The 15,216-nt window shown below is 59.7% G+C and carries 15 protein-coding genes and 1 riboswitch; of the genes, 6 read left to right on the top strand and 9 right to left on the bottom strand.

Annotated elements, in window-relative coordinates; genetic code table 11:
* On the bottom strand, positions 1-1,291 hold a 1,291-nt coding region (locus K728_RS0110830; protein WP_051317673.1), incomplete at its 3' end, for a relaxase/mobilization nuclease domain-containing protein.
* Positions 1,292-1,342: 51 nt separating this feature from the next.
* Positions 1,343-1,738, bottom strand: a complete 396-nt coding sequence (mobC, locus tag K728_RS19160; RefSeq protein WP_024476718.1) for a plasmid mobilization relaxosome protein MobC — start codon at positions 1,736-1,738, stop codon at positions 1,343-1,345.
* A gap of 693 nt (positions 1,739-2,431) precedes the next feature.
* Here mobC and K728_RS0110820 point away from each other — a divergent pair.
* Complete coding sequence (locus tag K728_RS0110820; protein ID WP_024476717.1) at positions 2,432-2,719, top strand: hypothetical protein; 288 nt, start codon at positions 2,432-2,434, stop codon at positions 2,717-2,719.
* 148 nt (positions 2,720-2,867) lie between these two features.
* Here the strand turns inward: K728_RS0110820 and K728_RS0110815 are convergent, their stop codons facing one another.
* Complete coding sequence (locus K728_RS0110815; RefSeq protein ID WP_024476716.1) at positions 2,868-3,728, bottom strand: C40 family peptidase; 861 nt, start codon at positions 3,726-3,728, stop codon at positions 2,868-2,870.
* A gap of 3 nt (positions 3,729-3,731) precedes the next feature.
* Positions 3,732-3,948, bottom strand: a riboswitch (cyclic di-AMP (ydaO/yuaA leader).
* Positions 3,949-4,337: 389 nt separating this feature from the next.
* Between K728_RS0110815 and K728_RS0110810 the strand changes: the two genes are divergently transcribed.
* The gene (locus K728_RS0110810; protein ID WP_051317672.1) at positions 4,338-4,673 is read left to right on the top strand and encodes a metal-sensitive transcriptional regulator; all 336 of its coding nucleotides are present in this window, start codon (positions 4,338-4,340) and stop codon (positions 4,671-4,673) included.
* Between the two features lie 248 nt (positions 4,674-4,921).
* On the opposite strand, the gene K728_RS0110805 is transcribed toward K728_RS0110810, so the two are convergent.
* Together K728_RS0110805 and K728_RS20640 are read right to left on the bottom strand one after the other, a co-directional pair.
* Positions 4,922-5,860 (bottom strand): cytochrome c oxidase assembly protein, encoded by a 939-nt coding sequence (locus tag K728_RS0110805; RefSeq protein WP_443110963.1) that lies wholly within the window; start codon positions 5,858-5,860, stop codon positions 4,922-4,924.
* Positions 5,861-5,889: 29 nt separating this feature from the next.
* Positions 5,890-6,243, bottom strand: a complete 354-nt coding sequence (locus K728_RS20640) for an ArsR/SmtB family transcription factor (RefSeq protein ID WP_084442877.1) — start codon at positions 6,241-6,243, stop codon at positions 5,890-5,892.
* A 53-nt stretch (positions 6,244-6,296) separates the two neighbouring features.
* Between K728_RS20640 and K728_RS0110800 the strand changes: the two genes are divergently transcribed.
* Positions 6,297-7,211, top strand: a complete 915-nt coding sequence (locus K728_RS0110800; protein ID WP_024476713.1) for a cation diffusion facilitator family transporter — start codon at positions 6,297-6,299, stop codon at positions 7,209-7,211.
* Between the two features lie 30 nt (positions 7,212-7,241).
* On the opposite strand, the gene K728_RS0110795 is transcribed toward K728_RS0110800, so the two are convergent.
* Entirely contained in the window at positions 7,242-7,919 is a 678-nt protein-coding gene (locus tag K728_RS0110795) for a hypothetical protein (protein ID WP_156911284.1), read from the bottom strand.
* Positions 7,920-8,320: 401 nt separating this feature from the next.
* Here K728_RS0110795 and K728_RS0110790 point away from each other — a divergent pair, with 401 nt between their 5' ends.
* The 3 genes from K728_RS0110790 (at position 8,321) to K728_RS0110780 (ending at position 10,577) form a co-directional block, all read left to right on the top strand.
* Entirely contained in the window at positions 8,321-8,998 is a 678-nt protein-coding gene (locus K728_RS0110790) for a DsbA family protein (protein WP_237742130.1), read from the top strand.
* 130 nt (positions 8,999-9,128) lie between these two features.
* Entirely contained in the window at positions 9,129-9,878 is a 750-nt protein-coding gene (locus tag K728_RS0110785) for a cytochrome c biogenesis CcdA family protein (RefSeq protein ID WP_024476710.1), read from the top strand.
* 72 nt (positions 9,879-9,950) lie between these two features.
* Positions 9,951-10,577 (top strand): vitamin K epoxide reductase family protein, encoded by a 627-nt coding sequence (locus tag K728_RS0110780; protein ID WP_051317675.1) that lies wholly within the window; start codon positions 9,951-9,953, stop codon positions 10,575-10,577.
* Positions 10,578-10,671: 94 nt separating this feature from the next.
* Here the strand turns inward: K728_RS0110780 and K728_RS0110775 are convergent, their stop codons facing one another.
* From K728_RS0110775 to K728_RS0110760, 3 genes are all read right to left on the bottom strand, one after another.
* Positions 10,672-11,523, bottom strand: a complete 852-nt coding sequence (locus K728_RS0110775) for a F510_1955 family glycosylhydrolase (RefSeq protein ID WP_024476708.1) — start codon at positions 11,521-11,523, stop codon at positions 10,672-10,674.
* Positions 11,524-11,659: 136 nt separating this feature from the next.
* Complete coding sequence (locus K728_RS0110770; protein WP_024476707.1) at positions 11,660-12,298, bottom strand: DUF305 domain-containing protein; 639 nt, start codon at positions 12,296-12,298, stop codon at positions 11,660-11,662.
* 725 nt (positions 12,299-13,023) lie between these two features.
* Positions 13,024-15,171: a heavy metal translocating P-type ATPase gene (locus tag K728_RS0110760; RefSeq protein ID WP_024476705.1), complete on the bottom strand. Its 2,148-nt coding sequence runs from the start codon at positions 15,169-15,171 to the stop codon at positions 13,024-13,026.
* Between the last annotated feature and the right edge of the window lie 45 nt (positions 15,172-15,216).

Here is a 15,216-nt window from a genome sequence, read left to right as displayed (position 1 = left end):
CCCGCCGTAGATCATCGGTGGCCTTATGCATGTCATGGATAGCTTTGGCAGTAGCCGCGAGCTGACGGAACATCAGCGCATACGCAGCACGGTCGCTCTTGGATGTCGCGGCCAGCAGGATCATCGTCGCGCCTCTGGCTGACGCTGCTCCGGCTTTTGGGGTGCTCGGCGGGTAGCGGCGTAGTTGTGCTGATTTCGCCAGCTCCCGTGAGGCATCGGCTAGCGGCCCTGGGGTCTTTTCGATCCGTTTAGACCATGCGCCGAACGCTGCTGAGGTTTCCCGCGCTGCGCGTGCCCACGCCTGGTGGTCGGTGTATGGGGTGGATGCTAGTTTTTCGCGTAGCGCTCCGACTTCGTTGGCGTGCTTCTCCCACAGTTCAGCGCTCGGCGTTTCGGTCTCTCGGCCTGGTGAGACGACTCGCTTATTGCATGCGGCGGCAGTCCATTCGTTGACGGCCTCGGTCGCGTTCTCCGGGGTGCTTTCCCATCCTTCGCGTAGCTTCGGCAGGCTCAGATCCCGGCCCATCGAGTTACCGCCGTACCAGACGGCACGCTCCCCTTTGGCCGGTCGTTCGGCCACTGAGTACCCGGTCACCACGTCGGAACGGCCCGCCGCGAAACGTGGCCGAACTAGTAACCCTTCTTGGCGTGCGCGGCGGACAAACTCTGCCTCGCTCGTGGATGCTGTAGCGCAGCTCCGAACGGTGCGGGCTGTACTGTGGCGCTCTACTTCTGGTTTGCCCTGGCGGCGGGCCTTCTCCTGCTCGGCGGGCGTGAAACCGCGCTCTGCCCGGATGGAACCAAGCTCATTGAGTCCGTACTTCTTCTCCAGCTCACGGGATACCTGCTGGGACTTGTACTTGGATTTCCAGTCGTTCCACTTCGTTCCGTCATCACGGATCATTGACGCGACAATGTGCACGTGGTCGTTACCGTTCTTGCTCACGCCGTGACGTACTGCCGCCCACCGCGCCGGGGCTTTCCCGCTGTCCTCGGTGAATCCCATAGCTTTCATGTAGTCGTTGGTGATATCTCCCCACTGCTGGTCGGTGAGTTTGCCTTCCTCAGCGGCCAAACTCAGCGAGCAATGAAAGACGTGCCCGCCGTCGACCTCCGTGCCGTAGAACTGTTTCGCCCGGTCGAGACTATTGGCAATATCGAGGGCTGAATCTCGGTTGAGTTCGTTGTCGTCATACCAAGCCATGAGCGCAGCGTCCCCGGCCACAAGGTGCGGTTCTTCGTGCTCGTTGGCACGGCCCGGCCCGGCAAGGTAAACCATGAGTCCGCTCATGCGATCACCCTGGGTAATGTTCGGTATCACAGCGCCACCATCATCACAGTTCTACCGTCCGGCCATGGCAGCTAGGAGGCGGTCTACCCGGTGAATGACGCTCCTGGCATGGGTGATGGACTCTGCTGCGTCTGCTGGGATCTCGCTGGTGGTGTTGACGTGCCGCGCGACCTGGTTGATGTTGTTCGCAACCGTCCCGACAAGGCGAGCGAGGTTGGAAAGCTCCATGAACTGGTTACGGCGCTCGGTCGGGGTTTCTCCTCCCTCGCTCAACGCTGACTCCACCAATAGCCGTGCAACAGTCACGCGGTGCTTCTCCGCGATCTGCACAAGCTGCGCTTCTTCCTCCGGGGTGACCTTGATGACGTGGCGGTGCATCCTGCCACCCTCGACATTGGCGCGACGGCGGCGCGACTTCCAACCAGCAACCCCGTTGCTCTCACTCATCCGTCCTACCGCCCTTCAATGCCAGCGCAGCGAACCCGGTAAATCCGGGGACCGCACTCCCAGTGTGCTGCACGAGACACCACGTGTCGAGGCGCAAAGCAACTTAGGGCACCTAAGTTCCCAGCTTGCTCCGTCTGAGTCGCCCAATGCTTTTAACCCGCTGTCTGAGCCGGGTTGGGTATAGATGCTCTTAGGAGCGCTTCGCGTCTGCATTTGATTGACCGGCTGCGCCGTTCCGTTTCGGCGTGTGAATGTACTGTCTGCCCTTCTCTTGGCAAGTCTCCGCTGGCGGCTTTCGCGGCATATCCTCACTCGCTGCGCTCCCTCCGGTATTCCACGGTCCCCCAGCTCCAACTTGCCATTCACTTCGCAGCCAAGTGATGACGGCGTTGCCGAAAGGAACGGTGGCAAGGATGACAAACAGGAGGACACAACAATGGCTCTCATCTCACCCAAAAGCGTGGAACATAAGTACGGTGTCAGCACCGTGGACTTGGCGCGATGGCGGCAGACCGGACAAGGCCCGGAATATTACCGGATTTCATCTCGTGTAGTCCGGTACGGGACGGACGATCTCGACAAGTGGTTCCGCAACCCAGCGAACGAACATCTACATGACTTCCCTGTGGGGGCGTCACCCGATCTGTGTTTCGTATAGCGCCGGAGCGAGCGCATCAAAGTTAGGGTGAAGGTATGGCACACATCAGCATTGAAAAGACACAGGAACAAGCTCGCAGGCTCTTGGATACGCGCGTTGAATCCGTGACAGCGCTGGTTAAAGCTCGGCAACGGGTCGCGGATCTAAAAGACCAACTGGCCGAAGCGGAAAAGGACGACAAGCGCGCCTATGTCCGTGCTACCAAAGACGGGTGGAGTGTCGAAGAACTGAAGAAGCTCGGTCTGGAAAACGGTACAGCGACCCGTCGCCGTACCAACCGTCGACCGTCGTCCGCGACCACTCCCTCAATCGCGGATAACTAACGGTGTAGCTCGCCGGGCCCGAAGATGGGAGCGGACCTCATGCTAAGGGGCTCGTTGAGGCGGTGGACATGAAAGTGGCAGCCACCCTCCGTCCAGGGTGCCTGCCACTTTTGTTCAGTCTACGGAGGTTTTCCGTAGGGTCAGAGTGTTAGCCGTTGACTCGGACGAAGTATGAACCGCCGAGGTCGGACAACGGGTGTTCGATAGTCTGGTTTGAACCGTTCATGCCACTGCTGATGACGTTACCGTTCCCAACATAGATGCCGATGTGGCCGGGGCGTACGACGAGGTCACCGGGCGCGGGGGTTGCGACCCGGGTTCCGTACTGGTCGAACTGCAACGGCCCGAGGTCGCCAACGTTTAGGCCGATGGAGCGCAATGCCTGCTCCACGAGGATGGTGCAGTCCTGGATGGCTCCGAGCTGACCGTAGGCAGAAGCGACGAGCGCTGCACCTACGCCGCTGGCGGGAACCGAAGAGCTCTCAGGTGCGATCGGGGTGATGGGACCGGAAGCCAAAGCCATTACGGCTGGTTCTGCTGCTGGCGCTGGGGCCGGTGCGAATACTTGGCTTACAGATGGTGCGGGGACAGTGGCGGGATTGGCTGCGGCACTTGCGCCGCCGGAGAGCTGGATCTGCTGTCCGGGGTAGATGACTGATGCGTATGACAAGCCGTTCTGCGCCAACAGATCATCAAGGCTGATGCCATGGCGTGCAGCGATCGCGCCCATAGTGTCGCCGGAGACAACGGTGTAGACGCTAGTACCGGCTGCGGGAGCAGCGGGTGTTGAAGCGGCGGGTGCCTGGGCGACGCTTGCGGCTTCCTGCGTGTAGGTTCCGGCTTGGGCGGTGGCTCCGAAGGAGAAGACGAGGCTGCCGGTAGCTGCTGCGATGATGGCTGGTTTACCCAGTGCGACGGCATTTGCCTTGGCGGAGTAAGACAGGCCTTCAAGGGCGACGGAGTGGGTGGTGGCGGCGCGGTGGCGTGCCGGAATGGACGTACGTGACATGGTGATTTGCCTCTCCCATGCCTGCGGGGTGAGCTGTCGGGTTCGGATGGGAGTCACCCGGTCGTCCGCAACCTATGTGCCGCACCTGCAATCGCGAACGATGCTGCAGGTGCTGCACTGGATAGTCGGATCGACTTAACCCCGAGGGTCACCGCGTGCGGTGGCCCGGTGGAAACGTGGTTCCCCCGTCCCTGCCATCTGGATTATACGAACGGGTCCCGATGCAGCGGCAGGGCTCGGCATTCTGCGCGGGAATGTGGCTTCGGCGGGGTGCCGGAACCACTCGACGAGAATACCCCACCGTGGTATCAAAGTCACGTTAAGGTAACGTTCCCTCACGGTTGGGCCCAGGGCGCCGCCATATTCCTCATCTACGGACAGTGAATGGAACTAAATCGATACCCGGACGTTCCAGGCCAGCCGGGACATCGACGATAATTAAGATGGCTGCGCGGATTGCGTAGTCGGGGACACGCTGACCATGCCATCCGGATACAACTGGAGAGCGCCGGTTGGTGATGAAAGGACAGAACTGTGAGCGCCGGAACAGGAACTCGAAACAACATCAGAGACACTTCCAAGACAGCTTCTGGCCCTGATCTCCCCCAGATGGATTCTTCACTAACCCATCAACCGGCGACCTCCCCCACTATGCACGGTTATTCCACGGATAAGGACGCCTACCTTAGGCGCCTAAAGCGCATCGAAGGACAGGTACGTGGAATCGCACGGATGGTCGACGAGGATAAATACTGCATCGACATCCTCACCCAGGTCGCGGCGGTAAACAGTGCCATGCACGCCGTCAGCGTGGGACTGCTAGAAAACCACCTGCAACATTGCGTTGTCGACGCAGCGAAAGCAGCTACAACAAACGGCTCCCCTGAAGCCATTGATGCGAAGGTGAAGGAAGCAACCGAGGCGATTAGCAGACTCCTTCGCTAACCCTCCTTCATCACCCTAGTTCCGTAAGATGCTGCACAGTGATGTAGCTGAACTCTCACCTCACGAGGATCTTGCCCGTAATCCGTGATGCCGCGCTTAGAACGACGCCAGTGGGTTCCATCTTGGTCATCCTCTTCGATGGGGAAAATTCGGGCATCATCCCTGACCGAAATTTTGATGGGTGATATTGGTGGGTGATAGCTGACGCGGCGGCTAAATAGTTGTTTCTCCCGCAGGGTCGGCTTTGTTTAGGGTCCGTAGCGTTCTGCACGTTGGCGCAGCTGGTGAAGATAGTCATTGTAGGCGTCGAGTTCCGGTGTTCCGTCGGTTTGTTCTTGTTTGTCTTTTGCCTTTGAAGTGACCGCGTCGTCTCGTTGCCACCGCACCAGGATGAACATGAGCATCAACACCGAGGGGAGCTCTCCGTAGGACCAGGCTAGACCACCGGCCAGCACCTGATCGGCTAATGGGTCGACGTCCCATACAGCGGGTGGAGTTGCGAAAAAGTCCACCATCGGAACCGTAGCCATCATGACAATAACCCCGAAGAAAGCGTGCAGCGGCATTTCAGCGAACACATCGACGAGGCGCCCGAAATGGGACTGCTTCACGGGTAGCGGGTCGGTCGACATCAGGGGAACGGTGAAGATGATTCCCGAGACTAAAAACAATAGTTCCAGCCCTACGTGCCCGTACCAGAACGGCAGTAGCGCGTCGGCGATATCGCTGAAATAGATTCCATAAAAACTCATCAGAAACACCGGAATCATGAACCCCGGGTGCAGGACAAATCTCGATACTCGTGCCTTCAAACCTGCATGCGCTGCCCGGAGAACTACGCGGCCTAGGCCGCTGTGTGGAGTGGCGCGCAGCAACAACGTTCCAGGACGGCCAAGGATGAGTAGCGGTGGGACGGCCATCATGAGAGTCAGTTGTTGGAACATGAATACTGAGAACATTCGCAGGCCGTAGCCCTCGACCCCGGCCCCCATCACGATCATGATGATTCCGCATCCGATAAGGAAGGTTAGTGTCCGCCATATGGCCCAGTGGCGATGGGTCAACCAGAGTTTGATTGCCCCGCTGAGGTAGAGCAGCGCCAGTAACGCGGCGATGGCAGGGATCAGGGGTATTGGCTGCAGGGTCGGGGCCAGGAATGCTTCCAGCGAAGGTGGTGCGGTAGGCACCCAGACCGGGCCGTCAACGCCTGGGTCGGTCAAGCCGGTTCAGTCGTAGAGACAGCAGTGTTCCGTGCAGAATCCGAGCCGGCGCATAGGTCAGCATTGGGTGCCAGCACCACGTCGAGTAAGTCCCCGAGCGCATGAGCTAGCCGGGGATCGGCTAACTCATAGCGCGACTTCCGACCTTCAGGTACCGAAACGACAAGCCCGCACCCGCGCAGGCAGGTCAGATGGTTGGACATGCTTTGCCGAGAGACACCGAGCACTTCTGCCAGGACAGCAGGATAGTTCGGCCCCGATCGCAACGCTAGTAGCACTCGGGCCCGGGTGGGGTCGGACAGCGCATACCCGAACTTCGCGAGGACGGATCCTGTAGTCAGTGATTCCATTCCTCTAATATACAGTTCCTACTGAGTTCATCTGGGCGTGTACTATTTGTTTCATGCAAGATCATGATCACGGGCAGGGCACTGACACTCATCGGGGCCCGATTGCCATCGCGTTGGGTATTACCGTGGCGGTTTTCGCTTTTCAGGTGTTTGGTGCGCTGTGGACTGGCAGTCTGGCTCTCTTGTTTGATTCCGCTCATGTCCTCACCGACGCTGGTGGTCTGGCGATGGCCCTGATTGCAGCTTCGCTGGCTTTGCGGCCGGCGACCGCTAAACGGAGTTGGGGTTTCCGCCGGGCGGAGGTCGTTGCCGCCCTAGCTCAGGCGGCGATTCTCATGGCCGTGGGCCTTTATGTCCTGATCGAAGGGATTCAGCGTCTTATCACTCCCACTCCGGTGGCCTCGGAGGAAATGATCATTTTCGGGGTCATTGGGCTGGTCGGCAACATCGCCGCCCTGCTGGTGTTGTCATCGCGCCGTTCGGCGAACTTTAACCTGCGGGCGGCCTTCCTGGAAGTCCTCAATGATGCCCTCGGGTCGGTCGCTGTCATTGTGGCCGCGATTATCATCACTCTCACCGGGTGGGTTCAAGCCGATGCTTTGGTGGCGATGCTGATTGGCGTGCTGATCCTGCCGCGAACCTTCATCTTGCTGCGTGAGACTATCAATGTGCTCCTCGAAAGCACACCCCGCAATATCAATCTGGAAGACATCCGGTCCCACATTCTTGAAACTGCAGGCGTGGAAGAAGTCCACGATCTGCACATCACCCAAATCGCGACCGGGCTGCCCGTACTCACCGCCCACGTGGTGGTTAACGAAGAGATCATCACTCTCGGGCGAAGCCACGAGATGCTGGATCTGCTGCAAGAATGCGTTCTCGCGCACTTCGAGATCAGCATCGAACATTCCACGTTTCAACTCGAACCCCCCACCCACCGGGACCACGAACACGACTTCACCCACTAGAGGACCCACAAAAGAAGTCGAAGAATCGGGCTAAGAGTCTTGGACCGCCCTAGCCAGGTAACTGCGCAGATCCTGACGGAGCGTGCGCCGAACCAGCGCCGCGCGCAGTGCGACTAGCCAGGCCGCACCGAAGAACACGGCACCTAACCAGAAAACTGTTTGCGGCGGGCTAACGGCGGGTTCTGTTGACCCCAGAAGTAGTGGTGCCCAGTACCAAAGAGTGAAAACTAACCACCCCAGGGCGCCAGCTCCTGCTGCGATCATCAGGGGCTGCGGGCCGAGACGTCGTCCATTGCTGGCGAATCCGACCGGCAGCAGTGCGACTCCCAGTGCTGTGATCGCCGATCCCCAGGTGAGAAGCAGCCCGAGTACACCGCCGGTGAGGATCAGTAACGCTCCCACCATAATGAAGCGGCGGTGCCGCAGCGGCAACCGAATAGACTCGGGGCCAGCGATGAGAGCAGCTGATGTGAGGGCCACGCGAATCTCCCCTTCTGAGGGGATCATCGGAAATTCTGGATCCCTCAGATCGGATTTTTCGGAAGCCCGGTTTTGTGAAGGTGAAACTGGGACGCCCTCGACCTGCAGGATAGGCGTCGTGGGGGTTTGGGGTTCCACCTTTGTCTTGGCGCCGATCATGTCGATGTGCTCGTAGGGTGCAACATCGATCAGGACCCGTTCGGTTCTTTCCTTGAGCGTTGAAGCCAAGGCGGAACCTTTGCTGTGCCGCAATTCCACCCGCATGAGTAAATACACCTAACGTCGATGAAGCCGAACTGCACCCGAGCAGTCGAAGGAAAGACAATGAACCCTCCTAACCCTTGAGGTAAGCCGAGGGCCCGCATTTTGTGGTGAGCTGCGTCACCGTGGTACAGGGATCTATGAATACATAGCTCTCTGTACTATAGAGGCATGAAGACTTTACCCCCTTCTTTCATGTCTGCCCGTGCCGGGGCTCGCGCCATGGAAGCAGCACACCATCGCACACCCGGGGATGAGGACCAATAGAGCCACAGGCCGTTGTAGGAACTGCACCAGCCATAAATCACGCCAACACTGTCCCGGCGCATCCTTCCTTGCACCGTTTACGACCTTGAGGAGACTTCTTCTTGCCTGATCGACCCGCACCCTCCGGCATGACCATTCAAAACAAGATCGCGCTCGGCCTCCTCGCAGCGGCTGTTCTGGCGGTAGTCGTTTTCATGCTGATCACGAACAACAACAATGACGCCTCTGAAGCTGCCGCCTCCCAGGACGTCGAAGTGATTCTCGAGAACAGCCACCGGCTCTCGGAGGCGCCGAATGAAAAAGCGGTCCTCGTAGAGTTCCTGGACTTCGAGTGCGAAGCCTGCCTTGCCGCGTACCCCGTGGTGGAGGACCTTGCTGCTGAGTATGCGGATGAGCTCACCATTGCGACCCGGTACTTCCCGTTGCCTGGCCACCCCAATTCCGAGACCGCTGCTACCGCTGTGGAAGCGGCAGCCCAGCAGGGCAAGTTCAAGGAAATGCACTCGCTCATGTATGAGAAACAAACCGAGTGGAGTCACACAGCAGAAGACCGCTCCCCGGTGTTCCGCACCTACGCTGAACAGCTCGGCCTCGACATGAACGCCTACGATGCATCAGTAGAGGACCCTGCCACCGCTTCCCGAATCGCCCAGGACAAGAACGACGGCCTGGCACTGGGGGTGGAAGGTACGCCCACCTTCTTCCTCGATGGTGAGATGATCCAACCAGCCGGAGAAGACGAACTTCGCCAGCTCATCGAAGCCGCTATCAACGAGTAATGGCATACCCCACCCTCTGCGCCGATCCTCATGCGTATCAGTCAAAACATGCACCCCACTGTGGGGCCTTCGCCCGGTCGCAAGGATCGTGCGCCCCTGAGGTTGTAGACACTGGCACGAGGGTAGGAACGTGACTATTGGTGGGTACTTCGCCGAGATGGTGCAATCCGGGGCCCTGCTCATCGCGGTCCCGCTGGCGCTCATTGCTGGCGTGGTGTCCTTTCTTTCGCCCTGCATCCTGCCGTTGGTCCCCGGCTACCTAGGCTATGTCTCTGGACTAGCCGATCCGACCCGCCCAGACAATAAAAGACGCGTCGTCACTGGGGTAGGATTGTTCATCCTCGGCTTCGCCCTGGTCTTCACCCTGTACGGGGCGGCCTTCGGAATCATCGGGGGCTGGATGCTGCGCTGGCAAGACCAGCTCATCCAAGTCCTGGGCCTCTTCGTCATCGTCATGGGACTGGTCCTGGTCGGACAGTTCTCCTTCCTGCAACAGACCAAAAAGCTTTCCTTCAAACCGAAAGTCGGCCTCGCCGGCGCACCGGTACTAGGGATTGTCTTCGGTCTGGGTTGGACCCCCTGCATGGGCCCAACCCTCAGCGCCGTGCTAGCCCTCAGCACCACCACCGGTGTTGCCTGGCGGGGGGCACTCCTCGGCTTCGTGTACTGCCTGGGCCTGGGGATTCCCTTCATCCTGGTCGCCATGGGGCTCAATTGGGTAACTACAGCGCTGGGCTTTGTTCGCCGCCACATCAGGGGATTCAACATCGCCGGCGGGTCTCTCCTCATCCTGGTCGGCGTGCTGATGCTCTCCGGAATCTGGATGAGCTGGATCTACCAACTTCAAAACCTCGCAGGAACCTTCACCACCCCCGTATAACCGATCCACAAGCCCAAGTCCTCTGCCAGCTTGCTTACCCCGGCCCCTATTCCAAGGACACCCCTGATGGACATGCCCGCCCCGCAAACGGCTTCGACCCCACTCACGCCAGCACCCCTGCCCATGTTCGCCAGGCAGAAACCGTTTGCCTTCCTGCTCCTTACAACAGGAATTATTGGGTGGTTAGCGGCCGCTATCCTTGTTCTGGAACGGCTCGCCCTCTATCAGGACCCTGACCGGGTCACCAGCTGCGACCTGAATCCATGGGTTTCCTGCGGGAGGGTCATGCAAACCTGGCAATCCGAACTGTTTGGATTCCCCAATCCCCTCATCGGCATCGTCGCATTCACCGTAGTTATTACCACCGCTATGGCCATCCTCTCCGGAGCCCGCTTTCATCGCTGGTACTGGGCCGGCCTTCAGATAGGGGTCACGCTCGGAACGATCTTCGTGACCTGGCTATGGAGCCAGGCACTCTTTGAGATCTACATCCTGTGCCTCTACTGCATCATCGTTTGGGCGGCGATGATTCCCCTGTTCGTTCTCCTCACCATCCGCAATATGATCCACGGCATCATCCCTGTGCCCACAGCATTGACCCGATGGTGCGCAGCATGGGCAACAACCCTCATCGCAATCATCTACATCGCCGTAGGAGCGTCCATCTTTTTCCGCTTCATCCACGTCTTCACCGGATGACAACAACAGCAAGTAAACCTCTCCACGCTCCCGGACCGGCTCGGATAAATTCGGTGGGTTGGCGTGAAAAGTAACGCTTTTAAGCTTTACTCGGTTACTGGTGGTTCGATTTGATGTCCGTGAACGTTTGCCCGTTGTCGTTGGAGACCTGAACACTGTCCTCGGTCGCGACCCAGATCCGCAGTGTGGAGTCGTCAAGCAGCTGAGTTGCGATCGCCGCTGCCTCGCCGGGAACTGTTCCCTGTTCAACCCACGTCAGACCAGCGTCAACACTGGTATGGATCCGGCCATCCGGGGTAACCCCGACGGCTTTCCCTTCAGAAAGTGCGGTGAGCATCAGTAGGGGTGCGCCGGCCACTGCGACCCACGTTTCACCGTCGTCGGTGGAGCGTTGCAGGCCTTCTTCGGTGGTTGCCAGAACAATACTGTCTCGGGGTGTTGCGGCCAGATTGAAAGCCGGAAGCTGTTCATCAACGGATTCCCAGGTCGTCCCGTCGGCGCTAATCCTGAGCTGACCGTCAAATCCCACTATCCCACCATCGGTGGCAGCGAGGGCATGGAAGTCGGATTCGCCCTGTAGGGACAGTGGTTGCCAGGTCTTTCCTTGATCGGTGGATCGAATTAAGCCGACCGGGTCGGGGAGATCTGTACCCGGGCCGGGATGACCCGAAGCATAAAATTCGCCGTTCCCTGCCGTGGTGAAACCCATCAGATCGATGGTCGGTCCGATCTGGATTGCCGGCGACTCTGAGACGTCGAACAGCCCGTCGTGGGTAGCGAGCAGCACCCGATTTGAGCCTGGGTCCACACTCATGCCATGGATATGGCCGGCGGGATAATCTTGCGCGCTGGCGGAAAAATCAGAGGGTTCGCTGGTGTCCGAGCCCTGTGGGACTTGCGGGGAACAGGCTGTGACGATTAGGAGACCGACGGTGAGGGCAGCCATCCGAGTAACCCGATACGGGCGTGGGACGAGAATTTGGGGACGAGGCACGGGGATGATCCTTTGGGTTCACAAAAGAAAGGGACAGGGTGGGAGGGCCAGGGTGTCTGGCCCTCCCCCGCAATGAATCAGCGCCAGGTTAGAGTTCGGCGAGTAGCGCTTCCATTTCCTGGATTTCGGCCTGCTGGGTTTCCACAATGGTCTCGGCGAGGGCGATCGCGTCAGGGTTCTCGCCGTTATCGATTTCTTCCTGCGCCATGTCCACTGCACCGTTGTGGTGTTCGGTCATGGATTCCAGGAACATCCGGGCCGCGTCATCGCCTTCGGCGGATTCCAGGTCGGCCATCTGATCGTCGTCCATCATTCCGTCCATGCCACCCATGGATCCCATGTCGTGGCCCTCCATGCCACCTTCAGGCATAATCGGCCGGTCCCAAGCCTCCAACCAGCTGGTCATGGTCTCGATCTCAGGACCCTGCGCATCCTTGATCTGGGTGGCCAGATCAAGGACGTCAGGGCTGACGTCCTCCTTGGTGAGCATCATCTCGCTCATTTTCACCGCCTGTTGGTGGTGGGGAATCATCATCTGGGCGAACATGACGTCCGCGTCGTTGTGCTCGGCGGACACCTCAGCACCTGATTCCGTAGGGGTGGTTGTTTCTTGGGTGGAAGCCGGTGGTTCGACCGCCGGGGTAGCAGGTTTGTTGTCACTTCCACACCCCGCGAGGGTGATAACAGCTGCAACGCTCAGTGCAGAAAGGGAAAGGTAACGCTTCATAGTGATCTGATCCTTTGAATTCATCTGATGAAAGTCTGTAGTGATGCCCGCCTGCGGGCACAAGCATGCCTTCGAGGTGGGAGCCGTAACGCTCAAGCGCACCGAGTTGGCGGGGAGCCGGTGTTTTATGTCCGGCTGATACAGAGGTGGATCAGAGAAGGGACAGGGATCGATAGGGGTCGTAAGCGGATCAGCGGCGGTCCCCGGAGAAGCACGGACCCTGGAACGAACCGGCCGGAACGTACCAGGAATGCCAGCCCGACAACGACGATAACGGCCAGGAGACACATACCAAGTGCCATGCCGTCATCCCCACAAGACCCTACGCAACCTTGTGCCGCGTCACCGGTGCTTCCCTGAAAATCAACAACGTAGGCATCATTAATCTGAACCGGGTGCGCACCCATAGACGACGGGGATCCGATATCCGATGTCGTCTGGCTCGCTGCGACGGCAGTGCCGTGAGCGGAGCCGCTCTGCGCCGGAGAACCGTGGGCTGTGGAGCCGTGGCCCCCCATCCATACGTGCATCGCGAGGATCCCGACGATGATGGCGACGAAGCCCAAAAAGGTGAGGGCTGACCGCGACAGATCGAGCGCTGCCCGTTGCCTGGTCGTGCCTGCCACTACCGTTACCCTTTCATGTCCGTTGATTGTCTCCAGCCTAGTGAACTCCCGGCCTCGTCCTCCAATCCGGAGGATGACGCCGGGAGTCTCCTCACTCCGCTAGGTGGTGGTGAAACGTTCGGGACTGAGGTCGATCCTGCGCAGCAACTGCGCGTTCAGGGCGACCACAATAGTGGAGACACTCATCAGTACCGCTCCCGCTGCGGGCGAGAGCACGAAACCGGCGAAGGCCAACACGCCAGCGGCCAGGGGCACAGCAATCAGGTTGTATCCCGTCGCCCACACCAGGTTCTGAATCATCTTCCGGTAACTAGCCCTGGACAAGTCGATCATCGCCAGGACTGATCGTGGATCATTGCCCGCCAGCACCACGCCCGCTGATTCCATTGCGACATCGGTCCCGGCACCAATAGCGATGCCCACCTCTGCCCGGGCCAGCGCGGGGGCGTCATTCACGCCGTCGCCGACCATCGCCACTTTCAATCCGCGAGCCTGCAACTCTGCGACCTTGGAGTCCTTATCCTGCGGCAACACGTCAGCGAAGACTTCATCGATACCGAGTTCAGCCCCGACCGCGTCCGCCACCTGGCGTGCGTCCCCGGTGATCATGGCGACCTTGACACCCCGGGCCTGCAGCGCTTTCACGGCGGCACGGGATTCATCCCTCACCCGGTCCTCGAGCCGCACGGCACCAATCACTTGGCCGTCGCGGACCACATGCAGCACAGAGGCGCCGCGGCCGACCCATTCCTGGACGGTATTCCTCATGTCCGCAGGTGTCTCCAGCTGAAGTTCCTTGAGCATGTTAGGGCCGCCAACGATGACCTCGGTCTCGTTAACTGTCGCCCGGACACCCCGGCCTGTCATCGAAGAAAAGCCGCTGCCGCGATAGCCGAACGCCGTCGATTCCGGTGTGTCCATGGCAGCCTTGACGATGGCCCGGGCAACCGGGTGTTCGCTGTCGGACTCGGCCGCTCCGGCCAACGCCAACATTTCCGCGTTAGTCACTGTCCCGGATGTGACGGTGGCGGTGACTGCATGCCGGCCTTCGGTGAGCGTCCCGGTCTTGTCGAACAACACTATGTCGATGGTGCGCATACGCTCCAACGCCATCCTGTTCTTGATCAACACACCCGCTTTCGCAGCGCGCTCCGTCGAAATGGCGATCACCAGCGGAATAGCCAAACCAAGGGCGTGCGGGCAGGCGATCACCAGAACCGTCACGGTGCGGATGACCGCATCATCGGGGCTGCCCAGCAGGATCCACGCGATGAACGTGATGATGCCCGCGCCCAGTGCGAAGTAGAACAGCAGCGCAGCGGCCCTGTCAGCAAGGGCCTGGGCTTTCGACGACGAGGCTTGCGCCTCAGCGACCAGGCGCTGAATCCCTGCCAGGGTAGTATCGGCGCCGACGGCGGTCACCCGCACCCGGACCGCGTTGTCGGTCGCCACCGTGCCCGCGACCACTACCTCGCCGACAGTGCGTTGCACGGTGCGGGATTCACCGGTGATCATCGCCTCATCGAACTCGGCCGCCCCATCAACAATTTCACCATCCGCGGGTACCCGGGAGCCCGATCGGACCAGGACGACGTCGCCGGTGGCCAGCGAGCTCACGGGGACTGTCTCGATTCCCGCGTCGGTGACCTTATCTGCCTCATCGGGCAGAAGCGCAGCCAACGCATCCAAGGCACCCGCAGCGGATCCGAGGGCACGCATTTCCATCCAGTGCCCCAACAACATGATGACCACCAGCAGAGCCAGCTCCCACCAGAAGTCCAGGTTGAAATCCCCTATCCCCAGGGTGGTCACCCAGGAAGCAATGAACGCAACGCTGATAGCCATCGCGATCAGCAACATCATTCCCGGTTGTCGGGACTTAATTTCAGTCACCCCACCTTTGAGGAACGGGGCTCCACCGTAGAAGAAGATGATGGTGCCCAGGATGGGTGAGATCCACATGGCACCCAGAAAATCCGGTGGCGTGTAGCCGACGATCGTGGCGAACATGTGGCTGAACAACACCACCGGAACAGCCAGGATCAGGCTCAACCAGAACTTGTTCTTGAACATTGCGGTGGAGTGTCCCGCGTGTTCTCCGTGGGAGTGCACTTCATGGTCCGCGCCCCCGGGCGGGGTCTGGTGACCATGGTCTTCGTGTTGATCGGGATCCAACGCGGGGGTCGGTTCCGTCGTGGGCGTGGCCTGCCCGTGGGTATCGGTATTCGTGTGGTGATGGTGTTTCATGGTTTTTCTCCTTCAGTCAAACGGGATCGTGTCCCGGACCTGAGA

The organism is Arthrobacter sp. CAL618, from assembly GCF_000468215.1.
Lineage (GTDB): Bacteria > Actinomycetota > Actinomycetes > Actinomycetales > Micrococcaceae > Arthrobacter_D.
Note: the sequence above shows the minus strand (reverse complement) of the source record. Positions and strands in the feature narration are given on the sequence as shown.

Excerpts from the sequence above, each read along its gene's own strand:
- mobC (WP_024476718.1), bottom strand. The coding sequence starts at position 1,738 with ATGAGTGAGAGCAACGGGGTTGCTGGTTGGAAGTCGCGCCGCCGTCGC.
- K728_RS0110820 (WP_024476717.1), top strand. The coding sequence starts at position 2,432 with ATGGCACACATCAGCATTGAAAAGACACAGGAACAAGCTCGCAGGCTC.
- K728_RS0110815 (WP_024476716.1), bottom strand. The coding sequence starts at position 3,728 with ATGTCACGTACGTCCATTCCGGCACGCCACCGCGCCGCCACCACCCAC.
- K728_RS0110810 (WP_051317672.1), top strand. The coding sequence starts at position 4,338 with ATGGATTCTTCACTAACCCATCAACCGGCGACCTCCCCCACTATGCAC.
- K728_RS20640 (WP_084442877.1), bottom strand. The coding sequence starts at position 6,243 with ATGGAATCACTGACTACAGGATCCGTCCTCGCGAAGTTCGGGTATGCG.
- K728_RS0110800 (WP_024476713.1), top strand. The coding sequence starts at position 6,297 with ATGCAAGATCATGATCACGGGCAGGGCACTGACACTCATCGGGGCCCG.
- K728_RS0110780 (WP_051317675.1), top strand. The coding sequence starts at position 9,951 with ATGCCCGCCCCGCAAACGGCTTCGACCCCACTCACGCCAGCACCCCTG.
- K728_RS0110775 (WP_024476708.1), bottom strand. The coding sequence starts at position 11,523 with ATGGCTGCCCTCACCGTCGGTCTCCTAATCGTCACAGCCTGTTCCCCG.
- K728_RS0110770 (WP_024476707.1), bottom strand. The coding sequence starts at position 12,298 with ATGAAGCGTTACCTTTCCCTTTCTGCACTGAGCGTTGCAGCTGTTATC.
- K728_RS0110760 (WP_024476705.1), bottom strand. The coding sequence starts at position 15,171 with ATGAAACACCATCACCACACGAATACCGATACCCACGGGCAGGCCACG.